We start from the raw sequence: 23818 nt of genomic DNA on the forward strand, positions 1-23818 counted from the left end.
CATTGATTCATGCTGTTTTAAGCATAGATCAGCTTGTCATCCTTGCTGAAACCAATGGCTAAGTTTTCTGTCTAGCTATAAGTACTGTATTAATATAAAGGCAACACATGCTACCCATTTCAAATCGAGTGATTAACTTAGGCATCTTTTTATCTTGCGCAGCGTTATTGGCAACGGCGTATTATTTTGAGTATGTTTTGTATATGGACCCATGCCCATTGTGCATGATGCAACGAATTGCGGTATTACTGGTTGGATTAACAGGGCTTGCAGGGTTTTTATTTGGGGGCAACTTAATTGCACGCACAGTATTCGCCGTGTTAATTGTGCTAAGCGGGATATTAGGAATTTCTGTCGCGGGTCGACACGCTTGGATTCAAAGCTTACCTGCGGATCAGGTACCTACCTGTGGGCCAAGTTTAGAGTACATGGTAGATACATTACCTTGGGCTGAGGTATTAACTGTGATGTTACGTGGTAATGGTAATTGTGCTGATAGCCATTGGTCATTTATTGGGTTGTCGATGCCTCAATGGATGCTGGTATGGTTTGTGGGGTTTGTACTGGCAGGACTTTATTTGTTGCTAACAACTAAGAAAACCAAAGGCTAACATCAATAAAATATACAAGCCCTTTTAGCGATACTATTTCAATTTCAAAGCATACTCAAGCATTAAAAATATAGAAATTTTGGTGCTTGCAGCTCCCAACAACCAAGCCTATATTGAATAAACTGGAACTTATTTCAGTGGGATAAGTATAAGTAAGGGGACTAGCCATGCTAGAGAGTTGCAAAGACGCTAAAGAACGTTGGGGTGGTGTTCATTCAATGATTGATCGTTGGTTGAATGAACGACAGGAGTTACTGGTATTGTATTGCGCCATTCGTGGACTAAAGCCATACAGCCCCAGAGAAACACCAGTATCCGTCAAAGTGGCGGCGTTTTGTCAGGTGCTGATGGACTATTGCAGTGCTGGACATTTTGAAATATACGAACAGCTTATTCGCGAAGCTAAAGAATTTAATGATGGCGGCATTGAGCTTGCCAAACATCATTATCCGCGGCTAGAACAAATCACAGAAACATGTGTCGAGTTTAATGACAGCTATGACACAGCAGAAAGTTGTATTGAAAAACTCACGGAATTACCTAAAGACTTATCCACGTTAGGTGAGTTATTAGAAGAACGCTTTGAACTAGAAGACGAGCTCATTGAAGCACTGCATAACGTTCATAAAGAAATGATCGCTTAATGCCTGAAAAAATAGACGCATTGCGTCTATTTTTTTGCCTTTCTCTTAATCTGCTAAAACATAATTCCTCGCCTACACTTAATATAACGTGAGGGCGAACATGAAACTCTTTTTTATATTATTTCTATTTCAAATTTTACTGGGGTGTTCCAGTGGCAGTAGTCCAACTGCCCAATGGGAAATGGCTGTTCAAGGGGTTTATAGCGCCTGTTTATCCAGTAGTGGTGATCGCGTGTTAGTGGGTTCAATTCATCATGGAGGCAGTTATTGGCAAGTAGACCCCGTAGAGCGCTTATTCGACTGGAACCATAAGACAGATACTAAAACAGGGGTTCTAAGTTGCGCTATCAGCAACAATAACCAATATGCCAGCACAGCAGAGCATAGAAAAATAGTATTGTGGAATGCCAAAACCGGAGAAGCGTTTTGGTTATGGGAAGCCCCTGCCAACATAGAATCTATGAAATTAACTCAAGACGGCTCATTTGCATTACTAGGTATGGATAATTATGAAGCCGCATTATTTGATATTCAAAATGGGGGAGTGAAGTTTCGCTTGCCTCATGAAGGTGTTGTACAGACAGTAGATGTCAGCTTAAACAGCAAATGGGGCATAACGGGTGGTGACGATTCATGGGTGAAAGTGTGGGATTTATCAACGGGTAAATCTAGCTTCTCGTGGCAATTAGAAAATCAAATAAAAGTGGTCGCTATTTCACAAGATGGCTCGCTAGGTTTTGCAGCCAGTCATAGAGAAGACAGTATCATATGGGATTTAACCAATGGGCAAGAGTTATTGAAGCTTGCGCAAAATAATGGCTTTTATACCAGTGCTCGATTCAACCCAGAGGGAACTGAATTATTAACCGGAAACTCCAGTGGTCACGTGATTTTATGGGATGTAAAAGTGGGCCAAATTATAAAACGCTGGCAGCTTTCACCACGTAGTGGTTGGGTGAATAAAAAGACACAGGTATTGGATGTGGCATTTGCCCCAACTGGCTATAAAGCGGTTGGGGCAAACGGCATAACTTATGAACTTAATTAAAGGTTATCCAATTGCTTTTGGCGGTCATTTAAGTTTTGCTGAAAATTGTCAATTTGGTTGAGCATTTCAGGGACTTTTTCAATAGGCGCAGTGGTAAGAGGTAAAGATGAACCAGAATTATCCGTAGGGTCAAAGCTCTCGGATTCCTTAGGTTTATCTTGGTACCCTTCCGGTAGATCAATGGTCTTCATCGCATTGATGTTATGTTTGACCTTAATTGATTCAGCCTGATTATTTTGCGGAGGATGATCGCTGTATTGCCAGTTACCTTTTTCATCTTGCCAACGATATAAGGTTTTTGATTCCGTAGGCAAAACAGATTCTTTGACGGATGTAACGGGTTTTAAAAACTCATTGATATCCATTATTGGAGTTCCATCAGGCTTTTTAAGAAAAAATGGGCTTGCAACAGCAAGTACCAAAATGAGTAACAGAAGTTTATTAAAAATGCCCATAGGTACATCCTTGTGAGTAAAATGGATAGTTTAGCGAAAAATGAAGCAAACTGCAGTGATAACTTAAAGCACTAAGATATGAATAGAAATAAAGTCAGCGTTAGCCGTCAAATTGTCAGAATAAACGCAAATAGAATGTTCAATCTAACAAGGTGAGCAGGTGTCTAAACGTATTTTCGAACCCATTAAATCGCAGACGGCTCGTGTAGTTGAGCAAGTGACACCTAAGCGAATATTGATTGCTAATGCAAAAGGTGGCTGTGGTAAAACCACATTAGCAACAAATGCGGCCTCGTATTTTGCAAAGTATGGAAACAAAGTGGCTATGATTGACCACGACCCTCAAGGTTCCAGTGTTCAATGGATAACCGCGCGCTCAAACGGATTACCCGCAATCTATTCGGTTGCCGCATTTCGTAAAGATGGGTCTTTAACGACTCGCAGTTTTCAATTAAAAGTCCCGTTAAATACTAACTATATTATTATTGATACCCCTGCAGGGGTGACAGGAAATGTATTATCTGACCACTTGAGGCACTGTGATGTCATATTGATTCCTGTAGTGCCTTCGGTGATTGATATTCGTGCCGCAACCAATTTTATTAAAGAAGTTCTTCTAAGTCCGGGCTTTCGCATTAAACCTAAACCCATCGCTGTGATTGCTAATCGAGTGAAAAGAAATACCCTTGGATATAATAAATTAGAAGTCTTTTTGAATAGTTTAAACATTCCTTTCATCACTTCTATTCGCGATACTCAGCAGTATGTGCGCGCATCTGAATTTGGTATGGGGGTTTTTGATTTCTCACAACCTCAAGAAAAAGACCTCGAAGAATGGAAGCCATTAATCAAATGGCTTAATGTTCAGCTGAATAATGAGAAAAATACCTAATTTTCTTTAAAAAATACAGTTTACTTCTGGCGTATCGAAAATGTGTTTGTATAATTGCCATACCCACACAGAGCATACCCGAGGTAATCATGGCCGCACGTAAAAAACCAGTTGCAAAAAAAGCTGCAAAACCAGCAGTAAAGAAAGCACCCGCTAAAAAAGTGGCTGCTAAAAAAGCACCTGCAAAGAAAGCAGCAACTAAGGCAGTGAGCCAAACTGCTAAAATTGAGATTGAAATCTCAAAATTAGTGGCTCAGCTAGATAAAGCTCGTAATGCTGAAGTAGCCAATGCGGCTAAAGAAGCAACTAAAGCGGCTAAAGAATTAACAAAAGCCACTGCAGCAGCCAAGAAAGCTAAAGATGCTCAAGCAAAAGTAGCAACTAAAGTTAAAACCAAGAAAACTCCAGCAGCAGTTAAACAGTTAGCTGGTGCTAAAGCTAAAGCACAAGCAGCAGTAACTGCATTAAAAGCAGCTAAAGCCGTTGTCGCATCAGCTAAAGCAGCACAAGCAGAACTTAAAGCTCAAGCCGCTAAAGCCGCTAAAGTTGAGAAAGTACGTACAGCCGCTGAAAAAGCTTACCTAAAAGCAGAAGCTGTTAAAGAAAAAGCAGCAGCAGCCAAAGAAAAAGCGAAAGCAAAAGCAGCAGCAGCCAAAGCTAAGGCCAAAGCTAAGGTAGCCGCTGAAAAAGCCAAAGAAAAAGCCAAAGCGAAAAAAGAAGCCGATAAAGTTAAAAAAGCCGCAGCTAAAATCAAAAAAGCGGAAGCTAAAGCCGCTAAAGCCGCTAAAGCGAAAGAAAAGGCCGCTGCAAAAAAAGCTGCTGCTAAAGAGAAAGCAGCTGCAAAAAAAGCCGCTAAGCCAGCTAAGAAAGCCGCTAAACCTGCTAAGAAGGCAGCAAAGCCAGCCAAAAAAGTAGCTAAGCCAGCACCTGTTGCTGAAACTAAAGCTGAAGCACCAGCGCCAGCTGTACAAAGCCTATTTGCTGAATAAGCAATAGCTCTACTTGGGTTGCAGGTGCTTGAAAAGCGCTTGCAACCAAGTCTCTTCAATCACTATCTTTCCTTTTAAGTACACCTGTATATTCATTTCAAAATTTTCATAACCCGTTTCGTTAAACTGAGCGAGTTCTTGGCTACTCAAAAATAGCATTGCTTGTTCTACCTGTTCCGCCCATAGCTCCTGTTTTTTTATCCAGTTATAAGCCTTAATGACGTTGAGTATTTTAATTTTTCGCCGAAACCATCGAATTGGCTGAATTACCCTCTGGTTCCATTTCATGGCGGAATTGAGATGCGAGATCGAAATTAGGGAAGGCTTATGCGTACTTAACCAGCCGATAAACAACAAAATATTAATATCTAGCCCATAGTTATCTTGAGCATCTAATAAAAATGACGCACAGGCAGGGTTTGAATATTGTTTTAATGAATAGTGCCAGAATGGGTTATCCAATGATTTTGTGGCATTATGCCCGCCTTGAAACACAGCTCACCCTATTTATTTGTGAAGTTTAAATATGATACGTCTGCAACAGGTTAATTTACACCTAGGCACGAAAGATATTCTACAACAAGCGGACCTAACGGTGCACGATGGCCACAAGCTTGCCATTGTGGGTGCCAATGGCGCTGGTAAGTCGACCTTATTTAAATTGTTGCTTAATGAATTAGTCCCTGATCAAGGGGAATTATATCTTCCGAAAAATTGGCGCATCGCGCATATGGCTCAAGAGGTGGCGGCCAGCGATAAGAGCGCCTTGGATTATGTATTAGACGGACACCACGAGTTTCGCCGAATTCAGCGTGCCATTGAGCAAGCGGAGCAATCTCAAGATGATTTAGCTTTGGCAAATTTGCATGGGGAATTTGAGTTAATTCATGGTTATCAAGTACCACAACTTGGACAAACCATGTTGGCAGGGTTAGGTTTCAAGCAAGAACAAATATCCGAACCTGTTAGTGCCTTTAGTGGCGGTTGGCGCATGCGTTTAAATTTGGCTAAAGCTTTGATTATGCCAAGTGACTTATTATTGCTGGATGAACCAACTAACCACTTGGATTTAGATGCCAGCTTATGGTTAGAGAGCTTTTTACAAAGATATCGTGGCACCTTACTGCTGATAAGCCATGATCGAGATTTTATTGATTCAGTGGTGGATGGCATTGTTCACTTATATCAACTAAAAACAAATTTGTATTCAGGCAATTATGGTGATTTTGAGCGACGTCGCGCGGAGCGATTAGCCCAGCAACAATCCTTGTATGAGCAACAGCAAACACAAATTGCCCACATAGAAAGTTTTATTGAGCGTTTCAAAGCAAAAGCCAGTAAAGCGAAGCAAGCACAAAGTCGAGTAAAAGCATTAGAACGAATGGAGCGCATAGCACCTGCTCATGTGGACAGCGAATTTCATTTCGAATTTCCCAATGCAGAAAAGTACAGTGATCCCCTATTAAGCTTGCAGCAAGCAGAAATTGGCTATGGCAAAAGCGTGCAATTGTCGGCGGTAAACTTAACCTTGCGTCCTGGAGACCGAATTGGTTTGCTTGGTGCCAATGGCGCGGGTAAGTCCACGTTAATTAAAGCCATAGTGAGTGAATTACCACTAATGAGCGGAGACTCCATTGCAGGTGAATATTTATCAGTGGGGTATTTTGCTCAGCACCAAGTGGATGAATTAGATTTAAGCCTAACCCCGGCTGAGCATTTACAGCAACTGATGCCGGAGGCCTCTGATCAAAAGATTCGTAACTTTTTGGGCGGCTTTGGTTTTCACGGAGATCAAGCTTTAGAGGTTTGTGATAAGTTTTCAGGTGGCGAGCTTGCGCGACTGGCGTTGGCGCGTATTGCTTGGCTTAAACCTAACTTTTTGATTTTAGATGAACCGACAAACCACCTTGATTTAGACATGCGTCATGCATTGACCTTAGCCCTGCAAAATTATGAAGGCGCCATCGTCGTGGTTAGCCATGATCGCCATTTATTGGCGAACACCGTGGATCAATTTTACTTAGTGCATCAAGGCAAAGTCAGTGAATTTGATGGGGACTTAGAAGACTACCGTGCCTTCATTAAAATCAGTGATGATGCCCAAGAAACAAAAACCGAAAGTAGTAAAGCAGTTGTAAACAGTGCTGAAGCAAAAAAAGACAAAAAGCGCCGTGAGGCAGAAATACGTAAACAGCTAAGCCCGTTAAAAAAGAACGTAGATAAACTAGAAGCTCAAGTGGAAAGCTTACAAGACCAGTTAAATGAATTAGAGCAGCAACTGGCTGATACTGGTCTTTATGAAGCAGCTAACAAAGATACCCTTCAAAAGGTGTTATCGCAGCAAGCACAAGCTAAAAGTGATTTAGACGAAACCGAAGCTTTATGGATGGAAGCACTAGAAGAAATGGAAGCATTAGAGGAACAGCTGTCTAGTTAATACTGGGAGTTCTTTCAGGTTGGGTGACTGGCTTGGTTTTCAATTGGGTTAGCTGGAGTGGTGCAGCAGGGGCGTTGCGCTTGATTAATTCCTGCACAAACGCATCAAGGTCTGGGCGAATAGCGGCAGGGCGTTCTCGCGCGTCGTGAGGTCTTAGTGGAGTATTGGTTTTCACCAGATCACTGACTTTTACCACGTTTACATGAGTCCCCTGTAATTGCGGTAAAACATGGGCTAAATAATTAATGGTTGCTGCGTGAGGATGACCGATCGCAATGGCGCTACCATATTGCTCGGCCACGGCAATGGCTTTCTTAAATTGCTGATGAATATGTTCAGTTGTAATGTCATTATCTAAAAAAATGTCTCGTGTGGCACTGGCTAGACCCATCTGTTGGGCTGTGGCATACCCCACGCTAGCGGCACTGGTACGGCTATCTACAAAAAACAGAGACTTAGGCTTTAATACCTGCATTACCCAGCTCATGGCTTGAACATTGGTGGTTAATGCGCTGCCCATATGGTTATTCACCCCTTTGATATAAGGGATACTTTCAATGGCAAACCCGAGTTTACGTTTGAAGTCTTCTTCTGATAGTTGCTCATCTAATGCACCGGCTCCCAAAAAACGTTTGTTAACCGTACTCATAGGTGCATGCAATAAAACATCTCGGCCTAATCGCCCAGCTCGTTCAGCTAATAGCTTGCTGTGTTTTCGGTGAGGCATAACCGCAAGGGTAATGTCAGCTGGTAGAGCAATGGCATTTAAACCGGCGTTCAGGCTATTTCCAAGATCATCAATGATGATGGCCAGTTGAACAGGTTTAAGGTCTTGTGCCCAAGCGCCATATGTCAGGCTACTGATCAATAATAGTTTCAGCAGGTACGTCATCGCTTGGCTCAATAGTGGCTTTTTTGTTTAGTATTTGCATGCCTTTAAGCATAGTTAGGGCCTGCTGTAATTGGTAATCTTTATCGGTTAGCAGTTTGGTTTCAGAAGGCTCGCTTTCCTCTTGTTCTGAATTTGTAGTGTCTTCTGGGTTTTCCAAGTGTCCAGATAAATCCGCTTCTTTGTAATAACGGGATTCGTTCTCTGCCGAGAATTTGCCTTGATGGACTTCAATGTCAGGGGTTATGCCTTGGGCCTGAATAGAGCGTCCACTGGGTGTGTAGTATCGAGCGGTGGTTAGTTTCAACGCGTGATCCCCATTAAGTGGTAGTACGGTTTGTACCGAGCCTTTACCAAAACTTTGTGTGCCCATAATGATAGCGCGGCCATGGTCTTGTAATGCACCTGCCACAATTTCCGAGGCACTGGCACTGCCACCATTAATAAGTACGATTAATGGAATGTCAGGGGCGGCGGTTTCTATGGTGGCTTCATAACGTATATCGGCGTTTTTAAGGCGTCCTTGAGTGTAAACAATTAATCCGTTGTCGATAAATACATCACTCATTGCTACAGCCGCATCAAGTACGCCACCGGGGTTGTTACGTAAATCAAGAATAATACCACTTAAAGGTTGGTCGCTTTTCTCGGTGAGGATTTGTAATGCATAGTTTACATCAGCCCCTGTATTTTCTTGGAACTGAGTTACTCGAATGTAGCCGTATTGTTCATCTAATAGTTTTTGTTTTACGCTGGTGATTTTGATTTCAGCTCGTTCAATGGTGATTTCTAATGGCTGATTCCCACCATCACGCAAAATGGTTAAAACAATTGGGCTGCCCGGTTCGCCGCGCATTTTTTCAACGGCTTGGTTTAAGCTAAGGCCTTTCACTGGGGTTTCATCGAGCTTTAGGATTAAGTCGCCTGCTTTAATGCCTGCTTTTTGCGCTGGGGTGTCATCAATTGGGCTTACGACTTTAATGAAACCGTCTTCCATACTTACTTCAATGCCTAAGCCGCCAAATTTGCCACTGGTATTGGTGCGTAAATCTTCAAAGTCTTCTTCCCCTAAATAGGACGAATGTGGGTCGAGGCCATTTAGCATACCGTGAATAGCGTTTTCAATGAGGGTGCTATCATCAACGGTTTCAACATAACTGGTGCGAATGCGTTCGTAAATTTCAGCAAAAGCGCGTAACTCTTCAAGGGGCAATCGAGAAGGAGAAACTTGGGCTTCACCCTCGATGACGTCTTGAGCGGAAACGTTAAGCGCCATCACTGCTAGTAGGGTAAAGAGGAATGAGCGGAACATAGAGAATCTCAATTTATAATAGCTTTATAAGTTATAACAGATTGTTATGAAATTTGAAGGTAAGAGAGTGTGAATCCCTCGCATTTCCTCGTTATTTAGGTGTTTTATGTTATTCAATAGACGTATTTAACTTTTCAGCCAGCGTTTAGGGTTTTGTGGTTTACCTTTATAGCGAATTTCAAAATACAGTGCGCTGTCAGTGTAGCCACCACTGTGGCCTAAATTGGCAATCACTTCACCGGCTTCCACCCAGTCCCCTACACTTTTTAATAAAGCTTGGTTGCGTGCATAGAGTGTCATGTAACCTTGCCCATGATCCACAATGGTTAGCAGGCCAAAGCCACGTAACCAGTCACTAAATACCACACGACCATGGTGAATTGCACGTACGTGATCCCCTGTATTTCCTGGGTATAGCCAACCTTGCCAGCGTTGTTTGCCGTTTGTTTGCCATGCGCCAAATATTCGTTGAACCTTTGAGTTGAGTGGGCTGGGAAGCTTGCCTTTTAATTGCTTGAAGGGGCGGCTCTCTTGATTGCGCTCAAACGGTAAAAAGACCTCTTCTACTTTGCCTAACACTTCCATTAGGTTCTGGCGGTCTTGCTGTAAGCGGGTAAGTTGCTGGCCGCTGCCTTCAATTTTTTTATTCAGCGCCAATGCATCGCTTCTTTGCTGTCTTTGTTTGTCTTTTAGTTGCTGGTGGGTGGTTTTGAGCGAAGAAAAAGTAGCTTGTAAGCTGGCTTCGTTTTTTTCTATTTCAGCTTGTACTTTTGCCAAAGAATTGAGAGTTGATCGGTATTGCTCGATCTCTTTACCATGGGCCTGATTAAAATATGCAAGATAGCTTAAATTGCGCGAAACCTGCACCGGATCTTGCTGGTTTAACAGCATTTTTAGTTGAGGTTCTTGCCCTAATTTATAACTGGCAAGAATAATGTCGTTAAGGATGCGTTGTTGTTTGTGCTGGGATTGGCTGAGCGCTCCCTGCTCGGCTTTGAGCTTTTTTAGGCGGTCTCGTTCCTCCTGTAACGTTTTTTTAATGGCTTCAACTTGCTTGCTGGCTTTTGCTACTTCTTCATCACTTTTGCGCAATGAGCTCACTAGGCCTTTATGATCATCTTTGGCTTTTTTTAAGTAGCTCTGTAGCTCGTTAATGTCGTCTCTAAGTTGTTTTAAATGATGTTCACTTAGCTGTTGTTTACCTTCTGCCATTGCGGCAAAAGGTAACATAAGCAGTAAGCTGACAATAACGAATAAGCGCATTATTGCTTCTCTAGTAGAGAGTGGCCTGTCATTTCAGGTGGCTGGTTTTCCCCCATCATGCTTAAAAGCGTTGGCGCCACGTCACACAGTGAGCCACCGGTTTTTAAACTGACAGATTTACCTTGTTGGCTAACATGCACAAGGTTTACAGGGCCTGTGGTGTGTTGTGTCATGGGGCCACCGTTGCTGTCGATCATTTGTTCGCAGTTGCCGTGATCGGCGGTAATTAAACATTCGCCGCCCACCTTTAAGATGGCATCGGTAACACGTTTAAGGCAAACATCGAGTGCTTCAACGGCTTTAACCGCAGCATCAAATACCCCAGTATGGCCGACCATGTCGCCATTAGCATAGTTACAAATGATTAAGTCGTATTTTTGGTTTTCGATGGCATCCACCAGTTTGTCGGTGACTTCTGGTGCGCTCATTTCAGGCTGTAGGTCGTAAGTGGCTACATCAGGACTGTTGATTAAGATACGTTCCTCTCCTTGGTAGGTATCTTCACGGCCACCGCTAAAGAAAAACGTAACGTGAGCATATTTTTCAGTTTCTGCGATGCGCAGCTGAGTTTTTCCAAGGTTACTCACATACTCCCCTAAATCATTAACCATTGTCGAAGGGGGAAACGCACAGCTGGTTTTAATGCTGGCAGCGTATTCTGTCATCATTACAAAGTCGCTTAGTTTTGGATGGGCGTTACGCATAAAGCCATCAAATTCAGCGTCGACAAATGCGCGAGTGATTTCACGGGCGCGGTCAGGGCGGAAGTTAGCGAAAATTATGCTGTCACCGTCTTCAACTTTAACCGGAGCACCTAGAATGGTGTCATCAATGAATTCGTCATGAATGTCACGCTCATAAGAGGCTAATAATCCTTCAACGCCATTAGCGGCTTGATAAGTAGCTTTACCTTGGGTGTACATATCATAGGCTTTTTGGATGCGTTCCCAGCGATTATCACGATCCATTGCATAATAGCGGCCGACTAATGTGGCTAGCTTTGCATTATCCCCAAGGCCAAGGCTGGCCATATGGGTTTCAATATCTTCGATAAATGGTTGCGCACTTTGTGGGGCTACGTCGCGGCCATCTAATATGCCGTGTACATAAATAGCTTTTGCACCACGATCTTTAGCCATAGTGGCCAGTGCTTTAATGTGGTCCAAATGGCTATGAACGCCGCCAGGGCTTAATAAGCCCAATAGATGAACGGCTTTCCCTTTGCCAATGGCCGCATCAATTGCGTTGACTAATTGGCTGTTTTCAAAAAACTCCCCATCTTTGATGCTTTTATTAATGCGGGTGAAGTTCTGGTAAACAATGCGCCCAGCGCCTAAATTCATGTGACCCACTTCAGAGTTGCCCATTTGCCCATCGGGCAAGCCGACGGATTCACCTGAAGTACTTATGAGTTGGCGGGGGTAATTTGATTTTAGCGCGTCCCAAGTGGGAGTGTTTGCCGCGCTGATGGCGTTATCGGTGGCATCTTCACGCTCACCAAAGCCATCAAGGATAATTAGTGCAACGGGTTTAGGTGACGTAGACATAGGACCCTATAAAAAGCTAATGAGTAATTTATTCGATTTTACCTGTTTGTGCGTCATGTTGCCATGGATCTGCAAGGGCAAAAAATAGTTGCTATTGATCACCGCATGAGCCAGATAATTGGGTGTTTAGAGCTTTTGATAAACGCTAAATCCGGTATACTTCGCACAACTATTTAGAGGTGGTATATGGCACAGTTTGTTGAGTTTGTTGCAAATAATTGGATATTGGTCAGTGCGCTACTTGTACTGTTGACTTTATTGGCTTGGGACAGCGGTCAAAAAGCAGGGCCAAAAGTGAGTACTCACGAGGCAACTCGCTTGATCAATCAGAACAATGCTGTGGTATTGGATATCCGTGATAAGGCTGATTTTAAGGCGGGTCATTTAGTGGATTCGGTTCATATTCCTAACAGTCAGGTGGCTGAACGCATATCAGACCTAGAAAAACATAAATCTGACCCCATCATTGTGGTATGTAAGACAGGCCAAACAGCATCGGCGGCCAGTAAGACCCTCAAAGACAATGGTTTTGCACAAGTCTATCGTCTAAGTGGCGGCATAATGGAATGGACCAATAACAATTTACCTTTGGTCAAAAAATAATAAAACTAGAGAAGTAACATGACAGATCAAGCAGCAGCACAGCAAGAGAAAAAAGGCCAGTTTGCCATTCAGCGCATTTTTACTAAAGATGTGTCTTTTGAAAGCCCTAATTCGCCAGAGATATTCCGTGGTCAATGGAAGCCCCAGGTTAATATGGATCTAAACACCCGTAGCAATAAATTAGATGAAAACATCTATGAAGTGGTTCTAACCATCACGGTTACGGCTAAAAACGAAGATAAAACGGCATTTTTAGCTGAAGTACAACAAGGTGGCATCTTTCAAATTGATGGCCTTGAAGGACCTGCTTTACACCAAACCCTAGGTGCATTCTGCCCTAACTTGTTATTCCCATATGCTCGTGAAGCCGTAGATGGCCTAGTAACTAAAGGCAGTTTCCCTGCGTTAATGTTGGCCCCTGTGAATTTTGAAGCGATTTACGCGCAAAACCTACAGAAAAAACAAGAAGAAGCTCAAGCAGAAGCCACTCATTAATTTGAGGTTAAGCTGATAAAAAAACCGAGCAATGCTCGGTTTTTTTATACCTGAAAATCGTTAATTCGCCCCCTCAAACCCCAGCTGGCGCCAAGCTTCAAACACAATAACAGCCGTAGCATTTGAGAGATTCAAACTGCGGCTATCCGGCACCATGGGGATACGGATTTTCTCGTTTTGAGACAGGGTATCCAACATGGCATCAGGTAAGCCCCGTGTTTCAGGCCCCATTACAATGGCGTCCCCTTCCTTAAACTCTACCTGTGTATGCCAGCGAGTGCCCTTTGTGGTTATGGCATAGGCATTAGGTGGGTTGATCTCGCTTACAAAAGCATCCCAGTTTTTATGGATTTTAACATTGGCAAGATCGTGATAGTCCAAGCCTGCCCTGCGCACACGCTTTTCATCTAGCTCAAACCCTAGGGGCTCAATTAAATGAAGTTGAAAGCCTGTATTGGCACATAAGCGGATGATGTTCCCAGTATTTGGAGGGATCTCGGGTTCAAACAGGACAACGTGCAGCATAGTGGTGTTTCTACCATGATTGACTAGGATTAAAAGAAGGACAGTTTACCTGATTGTTAGGTCTAAAGGAGTAGGCATCTGTTTAACTGGACGTTAGACCCACGTAAGTGGTTCAAAAAGAAAGAGAAAAAGCCAGATGGCGTGGTTGGCGTTGCCCTATATGAGGATAAGGTCACGTTATGCCATGGGATTTATAAAGGAAGTGATCTGGAGATTATCAGCCTAGAGAATAGGGTAGTTCCAACGGTTGAACAATTGTCCTATGTGAAATCATGGGTGACACAACACAAGTTAAAAAATGCCGATTGCTATGTGGTTCTTGATCAAGATGAATATGAACTGGAACTAATAGAGTGCCCACCTGTTGAGGAAGATGAGCTACCTGAAGCGGTTCGCTGGCGTTTAAAAGACCTAATTAACCTACCTATTGAAGATGCTGCAATAGACATCTTTCACTTACCTGACGATGCCTACCGTGGACGCATGAAAATGTTGTATGTGGTTGCTGCGTCAAAAACATTAATTGAGAAAAAAATACAGTTCATAAAAGACTGTGGATTGGACTTAAAAATAATAGATATAGAAGAATTGGCTTTAAGGAACCTCTCATTGTTGATGCCAGAGGCAGAGCAAGGAACGGTGGCCTTTATTAGCTTAAAAGAAAATAACGGACAAATTCATATGTTTTCACATGAAGGCATGTACCTAACACGTTTAATTGAAATGGGTTATTCGAGTTTTATTGCACAAGACACAACAGAACTTCAAATACAAAATGAAAGTCAGGATGTCATGGTCGAACGTTTCGTATTGGATATTCAGCGTTCCTTAGATTATTACGAAAGCCAAGTTGGAAAAGGCATCGCAAATAAGATTTATATATTGCCATCCGAGTTAATAGATATTGATATTAGAGAGCACCTTCAACGGTCTTTGGAACAAAATGTAATTAATTATGACTGCAAGGAATTTTTGTCGTTTAGCGGGGAGCTAGAACTGGAAAAGTGTAAAAATTCAGACTGTTTACATGTAATAGGAACACTGCTTCGTCGAGGTTCCTATGCAACAGGTTAATTTATATCTTGAAGAGTTTCGAAAAATAGAGCCGGAATTTTCAGCCAGTATTATTGTAATAATTAATTTTTATGTACTAGTTATAGGTTTATTTGTATTCGTAATTTTGTCATTTATGAGTGAATTTCAATATAAAAATCAAGAATCACTTAAGGAGCAAACACTATATTGGGAAAACCAATTAAATGCTTCAGTCAAGAAATTTCCAGAACCCGAAACAGATAAAATATTACTAGAGGAAATTAAGTTATATGAAAATAAAAAATTAAAAAATAGGAATATTCTATCGTATTTGAAAAATAAGGAGCTCGATAATAATGGTATACATTTTTCTAGTATTTTAACTGCATTGACAAATGTAAATTCTAAAAGTGCATGGTTAACAAAGTTAAGAATTCGAGACTCAGGTAAAAACATCGAGTTAACTGGATATACCATTGAATCTAATGGATTGTCAGAATACATTGAAAAATTATCAAGCATAAAGGAATTAAAAAATTTTGAATTTGAAACATTTAATGTGAGTAGGAATGGTGAATATCTAGAATTTAAGATTGGTAGTCAACGTGAAGGAGAATCCAATGAAGGAGTATTGGAAAACATTTCATTACAAAATTAATGGATTGACATTGCGCGAAAGACGTTTGATGGCGCTAATAAGTGCCAGCGCCGTAGCAATGATCTTAGTAATGACTGTGTGGTTACCAATATACGATAAATGGATGGAATATAAATCACAGAGTGACAATTTAAGTAAAAAAATAGCGGAATCAAAAAATAGGATATCGAAGTTAGAATCACGATCAAAACTAGATTTAGATCAACCCTATAAAGACAAGTTGAATAAGCTAAAGATTCGAGTTGAAGAGCAGAATCAGGAAATTAATGAATTGACATCGGCATTAATAGGCCCAAATAAGATGAATTTAGTATTTAAAGGGCTGTTGGCAAAAAACAAACTAACCGTTGAAGAGCTAAAGAATTCGCCACCTGAAAAATTAGAGATTAATAAAGGCTCAGAAGGCAGTCAAATATTATATAAACATGAACTGGCAATGGAGTTAATAGGAGATTATTTTTCATCACTGAATTTTGTAGGGCAAATAGAAAACGAAGAGTGGCAGTTATATTGGAATGACTTATCTTACGAAATTATTGATTATCCTGCTGGAAGCTTAAAAATTAATGTTCATACACTCAGTACCAGTAATAAGGTGTTGGGGCTATGAGATTAATCTTATTATCAGTGTTAATGATTAATGGGATAGCGTATGCACAAGTTGGTGAATTTGATCCAATGATGCCTCCTTGGCTAAAGAAAAAGATTACAGATATTAAGATTGAAAAGAAAGTCAATATAGTAAGTGAGAAATTTAATCTCAGGCAAGTAGTCATTAATGAAGCAGGGAAGAGTGCCGTTATCAATGGCTATGTATTAAGGGAAGGGCAACATATACATCAGGCAAAAGTCATTAGTATAAAACCGGATGAAGTAGTTTTGGTAAGGGACGATATGAAATGGATTTTAAATTTAACAGATTCAGCACCTAATGTGAGGCGTTGATATGCAAAAAATCAAACTTGCAATACTGAACATTATTACAGCTATGTTTGTAATTTCTTGCTCATCAAATCCTGAAAAGACATTAGATATAGTTGATCAGGTAGTTGAGGATTTACCTAAATATAATGAGTTAGATGTTTCAAAATCTACTTATGATGCCTTGTTGCCAAATTTAGATGAAGAATCACAGCCATTGCGTTTTGATGTGGTTGCAAAGCGGAATCCGGCAAAAATATTCTTTTTAGGGCTTGTCGATGGTTTAGACGTGAACATACTTGTTCATCCAGATATAAAGCAGAATATCACGTTAAATTTAAAAAATGTCACACTGGAAGAAACACTAGAAGCAATTAGAGATAATTATGAACTGGAATATGTAAAGACAAACTATGGATATCAAATTGTACCTAAGACTTTACAAAATAAAGTATTTCATTTGAATTATTTAAATGTATCACGACAAGGCAGTAGTGGTATGTCTGTTTCCAGTGGTCATATTTATGATAGTGGTGGCTCTGAAGGTACAAATGATGGCAACCAAAATCTTTCTACAGCCACTCGTCTTGAAACCCAAGCAAATACAGATTTTTGGAAAAGCCTACAGCAGTCAGTTCAAGTAATGGTGGGGAATGGTGAAGGAAGGAGGGTAATTGTGGATGCCCAAGCTGGATTAGTGGTTGTGAGGGCTTTTCCTTCTGAATTAATGGCAGTTGAAGAGTTTTTGAGTAAAGCTGAATTATCATTGCAGAAACAAGTAATAATAGAGGCAAAAATATTAGAAGTAACACTAAACGATGGATTTCAAGCAGGTATTCAGTGGGATTCATTTGGAGCGGGTATTGGGGCCTCATTTTCTGATTCAAGCAAAGATTCGGCAGTCTCATTATCATCGGCAAATATTACCAATCCAGACAGTTTAGCGGGTATATTTTCGCTAAATTTCAATACATCTGACTTTACTGGTGTTATTCAATTACTACAAAGACAAGGTGAAGTACAAGTATTATCTTCACCAAGAATAAGCACAGTAAATAATCAAAAAGCGGTGATTAAAGTTGGTACAGATGAATTTTTTGTAACGAATGTTAGTACCAATACAACTACAACGACTACATCAACAAATACCAGTCCTGAGGTTGGTCTTACACCATTCTTTTCGGGAATTGCTTTAGATGTGACACCTCAAATTGGATCAAATAATGAAGTCATATTACACGTTCACCCAAGTGTTACAGAAGTGGTTGAAAGAAGTAAGGTAATAGAAGTAGGGGGGAATACCTTCGAATTACCTATGGCGTTTAGCAGCATTCGAGAAACCGACAGTATAATAAAAGCAAGAAATGGACAGGTGGTTGTTATTGGCGGTTTACTACAAAACAAGAAAAAGCAAACAGATGCAAAAGTACCTTGGTTATCAAGAATTCCATTGGTTGGTGCTTTATTTACTCAAAAGCAGCATACAAAAACAAAAAGTGAATTGGTCATCTTATTACAACCGACCATAACTGATAGCGATGTTTGGGCTCAAGAGATAGATAAGATTAAAAGGCAATATCCTAGCTGGAAAAATAAAGAGGATCAGGCCGATGAGTAGTCAAGCTATAAATGTACTAGGCCCTTCCCAGTCAACCGCGACTATGGGGGCAATTCTCGAAGATTTTAAAGATTTTTTTAATATTAGAGAAATGCCATTTTCGTTACTTCCAAACACACAGTTCTATGTGGCATTACCTAGCACACAGCAATGCTTATCTATGATGATGTTTGCTTTAAGTAGTGCAGAAGGCATCATAAAAGTAACAGGAGAGGTGGGGGTAGGTAAAACGTTAGTTTGTCGTTGCTTGCTTAATTCACTAGACGAAAACGAGTACTGCAGTGCATATATCCCTAACCCAAGCCTTAATCCTGTTGAATTAAAACGATCAGTTGCTAAAGAATTACAAGTTCCAGATTTAAGCTGGCTTGCCGATGATGAATTAATGGAGGCTATTAATAAACAGCTAATCAGACTAGCACTTAATGATAAAAAAGTGGTGTTAGTGATAGATGAAGCACAAGCTTTACCAGAGGAAAGTATTGAGGCATTACGACTACTTACTAATTTAGAAACAGAAAGTCAAAAATTGATGCAAATTGTACTTTTTGCTCAACCTGAGTTAGACGAGTTATTGAGTCGACATTCATTGCGACAATTACGCCAAAGAATTACCTATAGCTATATTATCGAGGCATTGAATATCAGTCAGGTAGATCAGTTTGTTTCTCATCGCTTAGCCTATTCTGGTTATCAAGGTGAAGCTGTTTTTAAACGTTCAGCAATAAGAAAATTACATAAATACAGCAAGGGAATACCTAGGCTAATTAATATTATTAGTGGAAAGGCGATGTTAATAGCCTTTTCAAAAGGAGTAAATAAAGTATCAGCGTCGATGGTTAAGCGTGCTGCTATGGATACCGAAGGTGTCGATAAATATTCACATTGGTTTTTTAGGTAAATAGTGATCAATATGAGTGTTGTAAATGACGTATTAAGAGACTTAGATAATAGAAAGAGGCAGCATCAATATGCTGGCACTATTGATTTTATGTTGAAAGATAATCGACATGATCACTCATATAAGCCAGTGTTAAAATATATAGTATTATTGTGTATTATTTTATGTTCTGCGTACGTGGTTTTGTACTACCTTAATATTGAAAGCAATGATATTGGCTTGCCATATGTTAGCCGTGATGAAAAAAATATAACTACAACTAGTGATAATATTATTGAAGATTCAGTAAGTAAATTAGAAATTTTAGAATCTGATGTTATATATGAAAAAAATGAAGTGGTTATACCAACTAAAGAATCTCCTACAAATGACCTAAAATTAAATGTTATTTCATCAAATACATCTGATGAATTAAAAGAATCTATAATTGTTGAAAATAAAGAAAATAAAGAAAATAAAGAAAATAAAGAAAATAAAGAAAATAAAGAAAAACCTAAGATTGTTAATTCAGATATTTCCCCACCAGAGTTAATAATTAATAAAAATATACGCCCACTTTATGATTATGCTGGACTACTTAGTTCTGATCCTAGTGCTGTGTATCCTTTAATATTGAAAACCGTACCTGATTTATTAACGAATAAAAAAATGTTGGCGCTATCAGCTCAGGGAGAGCAACGTAGTGAGAGGCATCTGAGTGCCATTAATTTATATACAAGGCTGATCTCCATAGATAATAACGATCCAAAGTGGAAAATCGGGGCAGCAATCAGCTATGAAAAAGAAAATAAAATTTTAGTCGCCAAGAAATTATATTTGATCTCATTAAAATCAAGAAAATTAGGGCCTTTATTGAAATCGTTTGTAATAGAGCGTATATCCCATATTGATGCGAGGATTACCAATGAAAAATAGAGGTCATAAGGTTCGCGTTGGTGATTTATTAGTAGAAAAAGGTTTAATAAGCCAAGAACAGCTAATGATGGCTTTAGATGAGCAAAAGCGCTCAGGAAGAAAGTTTGGTCGTGCAGTAATTGACCTTGGATTTATTAGTGAAGATAAATTGCTGTTGGAATTATCTTCATATTTTGCAATGCCGTTTATCGATTTATCCCGTTTCCAATTTGATAGTGAAGTAACCAGAAGGTTACCAGAGAGCCTGGCTAGGCGTTATCGTGCGATTATTTTAATTGAAGAGCCTAACCAATACTTTGTTGGATTCATGGATCCATTGGATATTTTGGCAGTGGACGAAGTACAACGGGTACTTAAGAAAAAAATAATACCAGCTTTTGTGAAAGAACATGAAGTTATTAATGCAATCGATCGTATCTATCGCCGTACTGAGCAAATTGCCACAATTGCTGTTGAATTGGACGAGGAACTAGGTCAAAGCGATTTGGATCTGGAAGCCTTATTGGCTGAATCTGACGCTAGCGAAGCACCTGTTGTTCGTTTGTTGCAGAATATATTCGAAGATGCAGTACAGGTTAATGCGTCGGATATTCATATCGAACCAGATGAATCGGTACTAAGGGTTCGATTAAGAATTGATGGCGAATTACAAGAACAAGTTATGAAAGAACGCCGAGTTGTGAGTGCGCTGGTAAGCCGATTAAAAATAATGAGTGGATTAGATATAGCTGAAAAAAGGCTGCCACAAGATGGCCGATTTAATATACGAATTTTAAATCGAAGTATTGATGTACGTTTATCGACCTTGCCAACTCAATATGGTGAGGCGGTGGTCATGCGTTTACTGGATCAAAGTCATGGTTTATTAAACTTTAGCTCAATTGGTATGAGTGAGAAATTATTAAATCGTTTTAAAACTCTTATTTCACGCCCTCATGGTATGGTGTTAGTGACAGGCCCTACAGGTAGTGGTAAGAGTACTACATTATACGCAGCTTTAAATTCTCTTAATGCAGAGAATAAAAAAATCATTACCGCAGAGGACCCTGTTGAATATCGCTTGCCTAGAATCAATCAAGTACAAATAAATAATAAGATTGATTTAACTTTTTCAAAAATATTACGCACAGCACTAAGACAAGATCCTGATATTATTTTAATTGGCGAAATGAGGGATACAGAAACAACAGAAATTGCCTTACGTGCAGCCATGACTGGACATATGGTTTTGTCTACCCTTCATACAAATGATGCTATATCAACAGCCATGAGGTTAATGGATATGGGGGCTGATCCATATTTGGTTGCTTCTAGTTTAAGGGCAGTGGTGGGGCAGCGGCTTATTCGTAAAGTTTGTCAAAATTGTAAAATACCATATGAATTATCTGCACAAGAAAAAAGCTGGCTTAAAGGTATGGGCGGGGATTTACAAGAAAACGTATTTTACAAAGGTGAAGGCTGTCACCATTGTTCAAATACGGGTTATATTGGCCGCACAGGGGTTTATGAATTATTAGAACTGAATGACGATATGCTAGATGCATTGAGGCGTAATGATGCAAATTCATTTATAAAATTAGCAAAATCCAGTGATCTGTACTTACCACTGGCAACTTGTGCCTTGGATTTAGCAATTGAAGGAAAAACATCGATTAGTGAAGTATTTAAAGTGTCAGCAAGCTTAGATGACCATGCACTATCACTAGAAAGTTTGAGGTAACAAGATGCCTATTTATAGCTATAAGGCTCGTGATAAAAGCGGAAAGCTATACACTGGCGAGCAAGAGGCAAATAATAGGGATCTTGTTGCGGCTCGCTTAATAGATGATAGATTAATCCCTGTATTTATTGAGGAGATCAATCCTTCTATTGATGTGGGGGAGTGGTTTAAACAGCATCTTCCTAAAAAAGAAATCCCCTTGAACGATATGGTATTATTTTGTCGACAAATGCATGCGTTGTCGAAAAGTGGTATTCCTATTATGCGTGCTGTTTATGGTTTGTCAGAGACGACTAAGCACCCGATATTAAAAGATATTTTGTTAGACGTTGGGAATGTATTAAGTCGAGGAAATACATTAAGTTTAGCGCTGAAAAATCATGAATATTATTTTAGTCCAATTTTTATCAATATGGTTCATGTGGGTGAAAGTACTGGTAACTTAGATCAAGCTTTTCTTCAATTAATACAATATCTTGAAATGGTACGTGAGACTAAGAAAAAAGTAAGCAGTGCATTACGTTATCCTACTATCGTTATTAGTGCGATTTGCATTGCCATTATTGTAGTTAACATTTTGGTCATACCTAAATTTTCAAAAGTATTTGATAAATTTGGAGGGGATTTACCATTTTTAACACAACTACTATTGGATATATCCAATTTCTTTTTGCAATATTGGTGGGTTTTCATTTTATTTCTTATTATTGGAATCATAGCATTTGTTAAGTATATAAATACTGAATTAGGTTCTGTTAAATGGGATAAGTTTAAATTAGGAATCCCCATAATTGGCAGCTTAATAAAACATATTTGTCTTTCTCGTTTTACACGCACCTTTTCGTTATTAACTTCTTCAGGGGTGCCCATATTACAAGGAATTGAAATTAGTTCAGATGCCATTGGTAATTTATATATCGAACAAAACATTAAAGAAATGCGCCAAGGCATTGAGAGAGGTGAATCCCTTTCAAGAACCGCTAATGCATCAGGTATGTTTACACCACTTATTCTACAAATGATATCAGTAGGAGAAGAGAGCGGCACGCTTGATAGTTTATTAGGTGATGTCAGTGATTTTTATGATGAAGAAACAGACTACGAGGTAAGTCAGTTAAGTAGTGCAATTGAGCCTATACTATTAGTATTTATGGGGGTTATGGTTTTGATATTAGCTTTAGGTATTTTCCTCCCACTGTGGGACCTCAATACTAGTGCTCGGTGATATATATGTTTAAACCACGTACGGTTTCTAGTGATATGTTGGGCTTTACATTATTGGAGCTGGTAATTGTTATCACATTACTTGCGATACTGTCTGTAATTGCATTGCCACGCATGTCCAATAATTACGATGATGCCCATCATAGTTCAGTTCTAGCCACTGGAGGCGCACTTGCCAGTGCGGTTATGTTGGCTCGCACTCAGTGGGTGGCAATCGGTGGGAATGGCCCTGTGGACTCAATTAAAGGGTTCGGGCGTAATGATGTGGCTACCACTGAACAGGGATGGCCAAGTGATGCTCAACAAACGACAGCTTCATCCCATAGCCCTTCTTTGTCCGGTGATGTTTTACGCTGTATTCGCATATGGGATGCATTGCTATCGACAAACGGGATTACCGTTTCAAGTGTATCGGGTGAGGGGGTCAATTATCTTGTGACAACCAATGCCGATTCAAAATGTATTTATACTTATCAGCAGGGCGCTAGTAATAGCAGAATCGAATATGATTTATCCTCAGGCGCAGTACTAACCATATTGAAATGATATTTTTCTACTACACTTAAATTAGGTAGGGCAATGCTCTCAAAGGGTGTGTAGTAAAAATGGAGAATACTATGGTGATAACAAATACAATTAAGTCTAATTATAATCAAGTAGGGTTTACCTTAATTGAGTTAATTATGGTTATTGTGATTTTAGGGATTTTAAGTGCTGTTGCCTTACCCAAATTTGCTGATTTTTCTAGTGATGCTGAAACCTCCAGTATTGAAGGGGCAAGAGGCGCTGTGAAATCCAGTTCGGCCATAGCTCATGCGCAATATTTAGCTGATGGCGGAAGTCCAGCCAGTGTGGTTCTAGAAGACATCACTGTCGTTATGGTAGGGGGTTATCCTTCGGCTAACGCTGCTGTCGTAAATATTTGTGATGCAGCGGGATTAGATTCTGCTGATTATACCTGTACTACGGCATCTGGTGATGGTACAGCGAATAGTCCAAGGGTGATGAGTATTGTATTAAATGGTAAGACATGTGGTTTTACTTATACTGAGCCAGATTTTGATGGCGACCCTGCAGCACCAGCTATTAGTGCTTTATCAGGTTGTTAATGTGATT

Annotated in this window: 26 protein-coding genes; 19 read left to right on the forward strand and 7 right to left on the reverse strand. The window is 40.0% G+C overall.

Annotated features, from left to right (window positions below):
* Positions 1-107 precede the first annotated feature (107 nt).
* The 3 genes from ABWV45_RS07335 (at position 108) to ABWV45_RS07345 (ending at position 2303) form a co-directional block, all read left to right on the forward strand.
* Positions 108-611 carry a disulfide bond formation protein B gene (locus tag ABWV45_RS07335; RefSeq protein ID WP_353350189.1) on the forward strand — a complete coding sequence of 168 codons (504 nt, stop codon included), beginning with the start codon at positions 108-110 and terminating at the stop codon, positions 609-611.
* A 167-nt stretch (positions 612-778) separates the two neighbouring features.
* Positions 779-1255 (forward strand): sigma D regulator, encoded by a 477-nt coding sequence (rsd, locus tag ABWV45_RS07340; protein WP_353350191.1) that lies wholly within the window; start codon positions 779-781, stop codon positions 1253-1255.
* A 100-nt stretch (positions 1256-1355) separates the two neighbouring features.
* Positions 1356-2303 (forward strand): WD40 repeat domain-containing protein, encoded by a 948-nt coding sequence (locus tag ABWV45_RS07345; protein WP_353350192.1) that lies wholly within the window; start codon positions 1356-1358, stop codon positions 2301-2303.
* Here the strand turns inward: ABWV45_RS07345 and ABWV45_RS07350 are convergent.
* Positions 2300-2758: a DUF4124 domain-containing protein gene (locus tag ABWV45_RS07350; protein ID WP_353350194.1), complete on the reverse strand. Its 459-nt coding sequence runs from the start codon at positions 2756-2758 to the stop codon at positions 2300-2302. The genes ABWV45_RS07345 and ABWV45_RS07350 overlap by 4 nt on opposite strands.
* A gap of 160 nt (positions 2759-2918) precedes the next feature.
* On the opposite strand from ABWV45_RS07350, the gene ABWV45_RS07355 reads away from it, so the two are divergent.
* A complete protein-coding gene (locus ABWV45_RS07355; protein ID WP_353350196.1) occupies positions 2919-3650 on the forward strand; it encodes a nucleotide-binding protein in 732 nt (243 codons plus the stop codon).
* Positions 3651-3739: 89 nt separating this feature from the next.
* Positions 3740-4639, forward strand: a complete 900-nt coding sequence (locus ABWV45_RS07360; RefSeq protein ID WP_353350198.1) for a hypothetical protein — start codon at positions 3740-3742, stop codon at positions 4637-4639.
* Positions 4640-4648: 9 nt separating this feature from the next.
* Here the strand turns inward: ABWV45_RS07360 and ABWV45_RS07365 are convergent, their stop codons facing one another.
* Positions 4649-5101: a TIGR02444 family protein gene (locus ABWV45_RS07365; protein ID WP_353350200.1), complete on the reverse strand. Its 453-nt coding sequence runs from the start codon at positions 5099-5101 to the stop codon at positions 4649-4651.
* Positions 5102-5165: 64 nt separating this feature from the next.
* Here ABWV45_RS07365 and ABWV45_RS07370 point away from each other — a divergent pair, with 64 nt between their 5' ends.
* A complete protein-coding gene (locus ABWV45_RS07370) occupies positions 5166-7076 on the forward strand; it encodes an ATP-binding cassette domain-containing protein (RefSeq protein WP_353350202.1) in 1911 nt (636 codons plus the stop codon).
* On the opposite strand, the gene ABWV45_RS07375 is transcribed toward ABWV45_RS07370, so the two are convergent.
* The 4 genes from ABWV45_RS07375 to gpmI all read right to left on the reverse strand — a co-directional run bounded on the left by ABWV45_RS07375 (position 7069) and on the right by gpmI (position 12087).
* Entirely contained in the window at positions 7069-7968 is a 900-nt protein-coding gene (locus tag ABWV45_RS07375) for a divergent polysaccharide deacetylase family protein (RefSeq protein WP_353350204.1), read from the reverse strand. The two genes, ABWV45_RS07370 and ABWV45_RS07375, sit on opposite strands and share 8 nt — an antisense overlap.
* Positions 7934-9277 carry a S41 family peptidase gene (locus ABWV45_RS07380; protein ID WP_353350206.1) on the reverse strand — a complete coding sequence of 448 codons (1344 nt, stop codon included), beginning with the start codon at positions 9275-9277 and terminating at the stop codon, positions 7934-7936. The genes ABWV45_RS07375 and ABWV45_RS07380 overlap by 35 nt, the downstream gene beginning before the upstream one ends.
* Positions 9278-9403: 126 nt before the next feature.
* Positions 9404-10540, reverse strand: coding sequence for a murein hydrolase activator EnvC family protein (locus ABWV45_RS07385; protein WP_353350208.1), 1137 nt, complete (start codon positions 10538-10540; stop codon positions 9404-9406).
* A complete protein-coding gene (gene gpmI, locus ABWV45_RS07390) occupies positions 10540-12087 on the reverse strand; it encodes a 2,3-bisphosphoglycerate-independent phosphoglycerate mutase (RefSeq protein ID WP_353350210.1) in 1548 nt (515 codons plus the stop codon). Before gpmI ends, ABWV45_RS07385 begins: the two co-directional genes overlap by 1 nt.
* 186 nt (positions 12088-12273) lie before the next feature.
* On the opposite strand from gpmI, the gene ABWV45_RS07395 reads away from it, so the two are divergent.
* Together ABWV45_RS07395 and secB are read left to right on the forward strand one after the other, a co-directional pair.
* Positions 12274-12690 carry a rhodanese-like domain-containing protein gene (locus ABWV45_RS07395; RefSeq protein WP_353350212.1) on the forward strand — a complete coding sequence of 139 codons (417 nt, stop codon included), beginning with the start codon at positions 12274-12276 and terminating at the stop codon, positions 12688-12690.
* A gap of 18 nt (positions 12691-12708) precedes the next feature.
* Complete coding sequence (secB, locus tag ABWV45_RS07400; protein WP_353350214.1) at positions 12709-13185, forward strand: protein-export chaperone SecB; 477 nt, start codon at positions 12709-12711, stop codon at positions 13183-13185.
* Positions 13186-13245: 60 nt separating this feature from the next.
* Here the strand turns inward: secB and trmL are convergent, their stop codons facing one another.
* Complete coding sequence (gene trmL / locus ABWV45_RS07405; RefSeq protein WP_353350216.1) at positions 13246-13710, reverse strand: tRNA (uridine(34)/cytosine(34)/5-carboxymethylaminomethyluridine(34)-2'-O)-methyltransferase TrmL; 465 nt, start codon at positions 13708-13710, stop codon at positions 13246-13248.
* A gap of 141 nt (positions 13711-13851) precedes the next feature.
* On the opposite strand from trmL, the gene ABWV45_RS07410 reads away from it, so the two are divergent.
* From ABWV45_RS07410 to ABWV45_RS07460, 11 genes are all read left to right on the forward strand, one after another.
* Complete coding sequence (locus tag ABWV45_RS07410; protein WP_353350218.1) at positions 13852-14784, forward strand: hypothetical protein; 933 nt, start codon at positions 13852-13854, stop codon at positions 14782-14784.
* Complete coding sequence (locus tag ABWV45_RS07415) at positions 14771-15403, forward strand: PilN domain-containing protein (RefSeq protein ID WP_353350220.1); 633 nt, start codon at positions 14771-14773, stop codon at positions 15401-15403. Before ABWV45_RS07410 ends, ABWV45_RS07415 begins: the two co-directional genes overlap by 14 nt.
* The gene (locus ABWV45_RS07420) at positions 15366-16013 is read left to right on the forward strand and encodes a hypothetical protein (RefSeq protein ID WP_353350222.1); all 648 of its coding nucleotides are present in this window, start codon (positions 15366-15368) and stop codon (positions 16011-16013) included. Before ABWV45_RS07415 ends, ABWV45_RS07420 begins: the two co-directional genes overlap by 38 nt.
* Positions 16010-16348, forward strand: coding sequence for a hypothetical protein (locus ABWV45_RS07425; RefSeq protein WP_353350224.1), 339 nt, complete (start codon positions 16010-16012; stop codon positions 16346-16348). Before ABWV45_RS07420 ends, ABWV45_RS07425 begins: the two co-directional genes overlap by 4 nt.
* A 1-nt stretch (position 16349) precedes the next feature.
* Positions 16350-17942 carry a pilus (MSHA type) biogenesis protein MshL gene (mshL, locus tag ABWV45_RS07430; RefSeq protein WP_353350226.1) on the forward strand — a complete coding sequence of 531 codons (1593 nt, stop codon included), beginning with the start codon at positions 16350-16352 and terminating at the stop codon, positions 17940-17942.
* On the forward strand, positions 17935-18843 hold the full coding sequence (locus ABWV45_RS07435; protein WP_353350228.1) for an ExeA family protein: 909 nt from the start codon (positions 17935-17937) through the stop codon (positions 18841-18843). The genes mshL and ABWV45_RS07435 overlap by 8 nt, the downstream gene beginning before the upstream one ends.
* Positions 18844-18855: 12 nt before the next feature.
* Positions 18856-19758 carry a hypothetical protein gene (locus tag ABWV45_RS07440; RefSeq protein ID WP_353350230.1) on the forward strand — a complete coding sequence of 301 codons (903 nt, stop codon included), beginning with the start codon at positions 18856-18858 and terminating at the stop codon, positions 19756-19758.
* Positions 19748-21478: a GspE/PulE family protein gene (locus ABWV45_RS07445; RefSeq protein ID WP_353350232.1), complete on the forward strand. Its 1731-nt coding sequence runs from the start codon at positions 19748-19750 to the stop codon at positions 21476-21478. The genes ABWV45_RS07440 and ABWV45_RS07445 overlap by 11 nt, the downstream gene beginning before the upstream one ends.
* A gap of 4 nt (positions 21479-21482) precedes the next feature.
* Positions 21483-22703: a type II secretion system F family protein gene (locus ABWV45_RS07450; RefSeq protein ID WP_353350234.1), complete on the forward strand. Its 1221-nt coding sequence runs from the start codon at positions 21483-21485 to the stop codon at positions 22701-22703.
* A 5-nt stretch (positions 22704-22708) separates the two neighbouring features.
* Entirely contained in the window at positions 22709-23248 is a 540-nt protein-coding gene (locus ABWV45_RS07455) for a pilus assembly FimT family protein (protein ID WP_353350236.1), read from the forward strand.
* A 71-nt stretch (positions 23249-23319) separates the two neighbouring features.
* Entirely contained in the window at positions 23320-23811 is a 492-nt protein-coding gene (locus ABWV45_RS07460; protein WP_353350238.1) for a type II secretion system protein, read from the forward strand.
* Positions 23812-23818 lie beyond the last annotated feature (7 nt).

Source organism: Oceaniserpentilla sp. 4NH20-0058, assembly GCF_040371755.1.
GTDB lineage: Bacteria > Pseudomonadota > Gammaproteobacteria > Pseudomonadales > Oceanobacteraceae > Bermanella.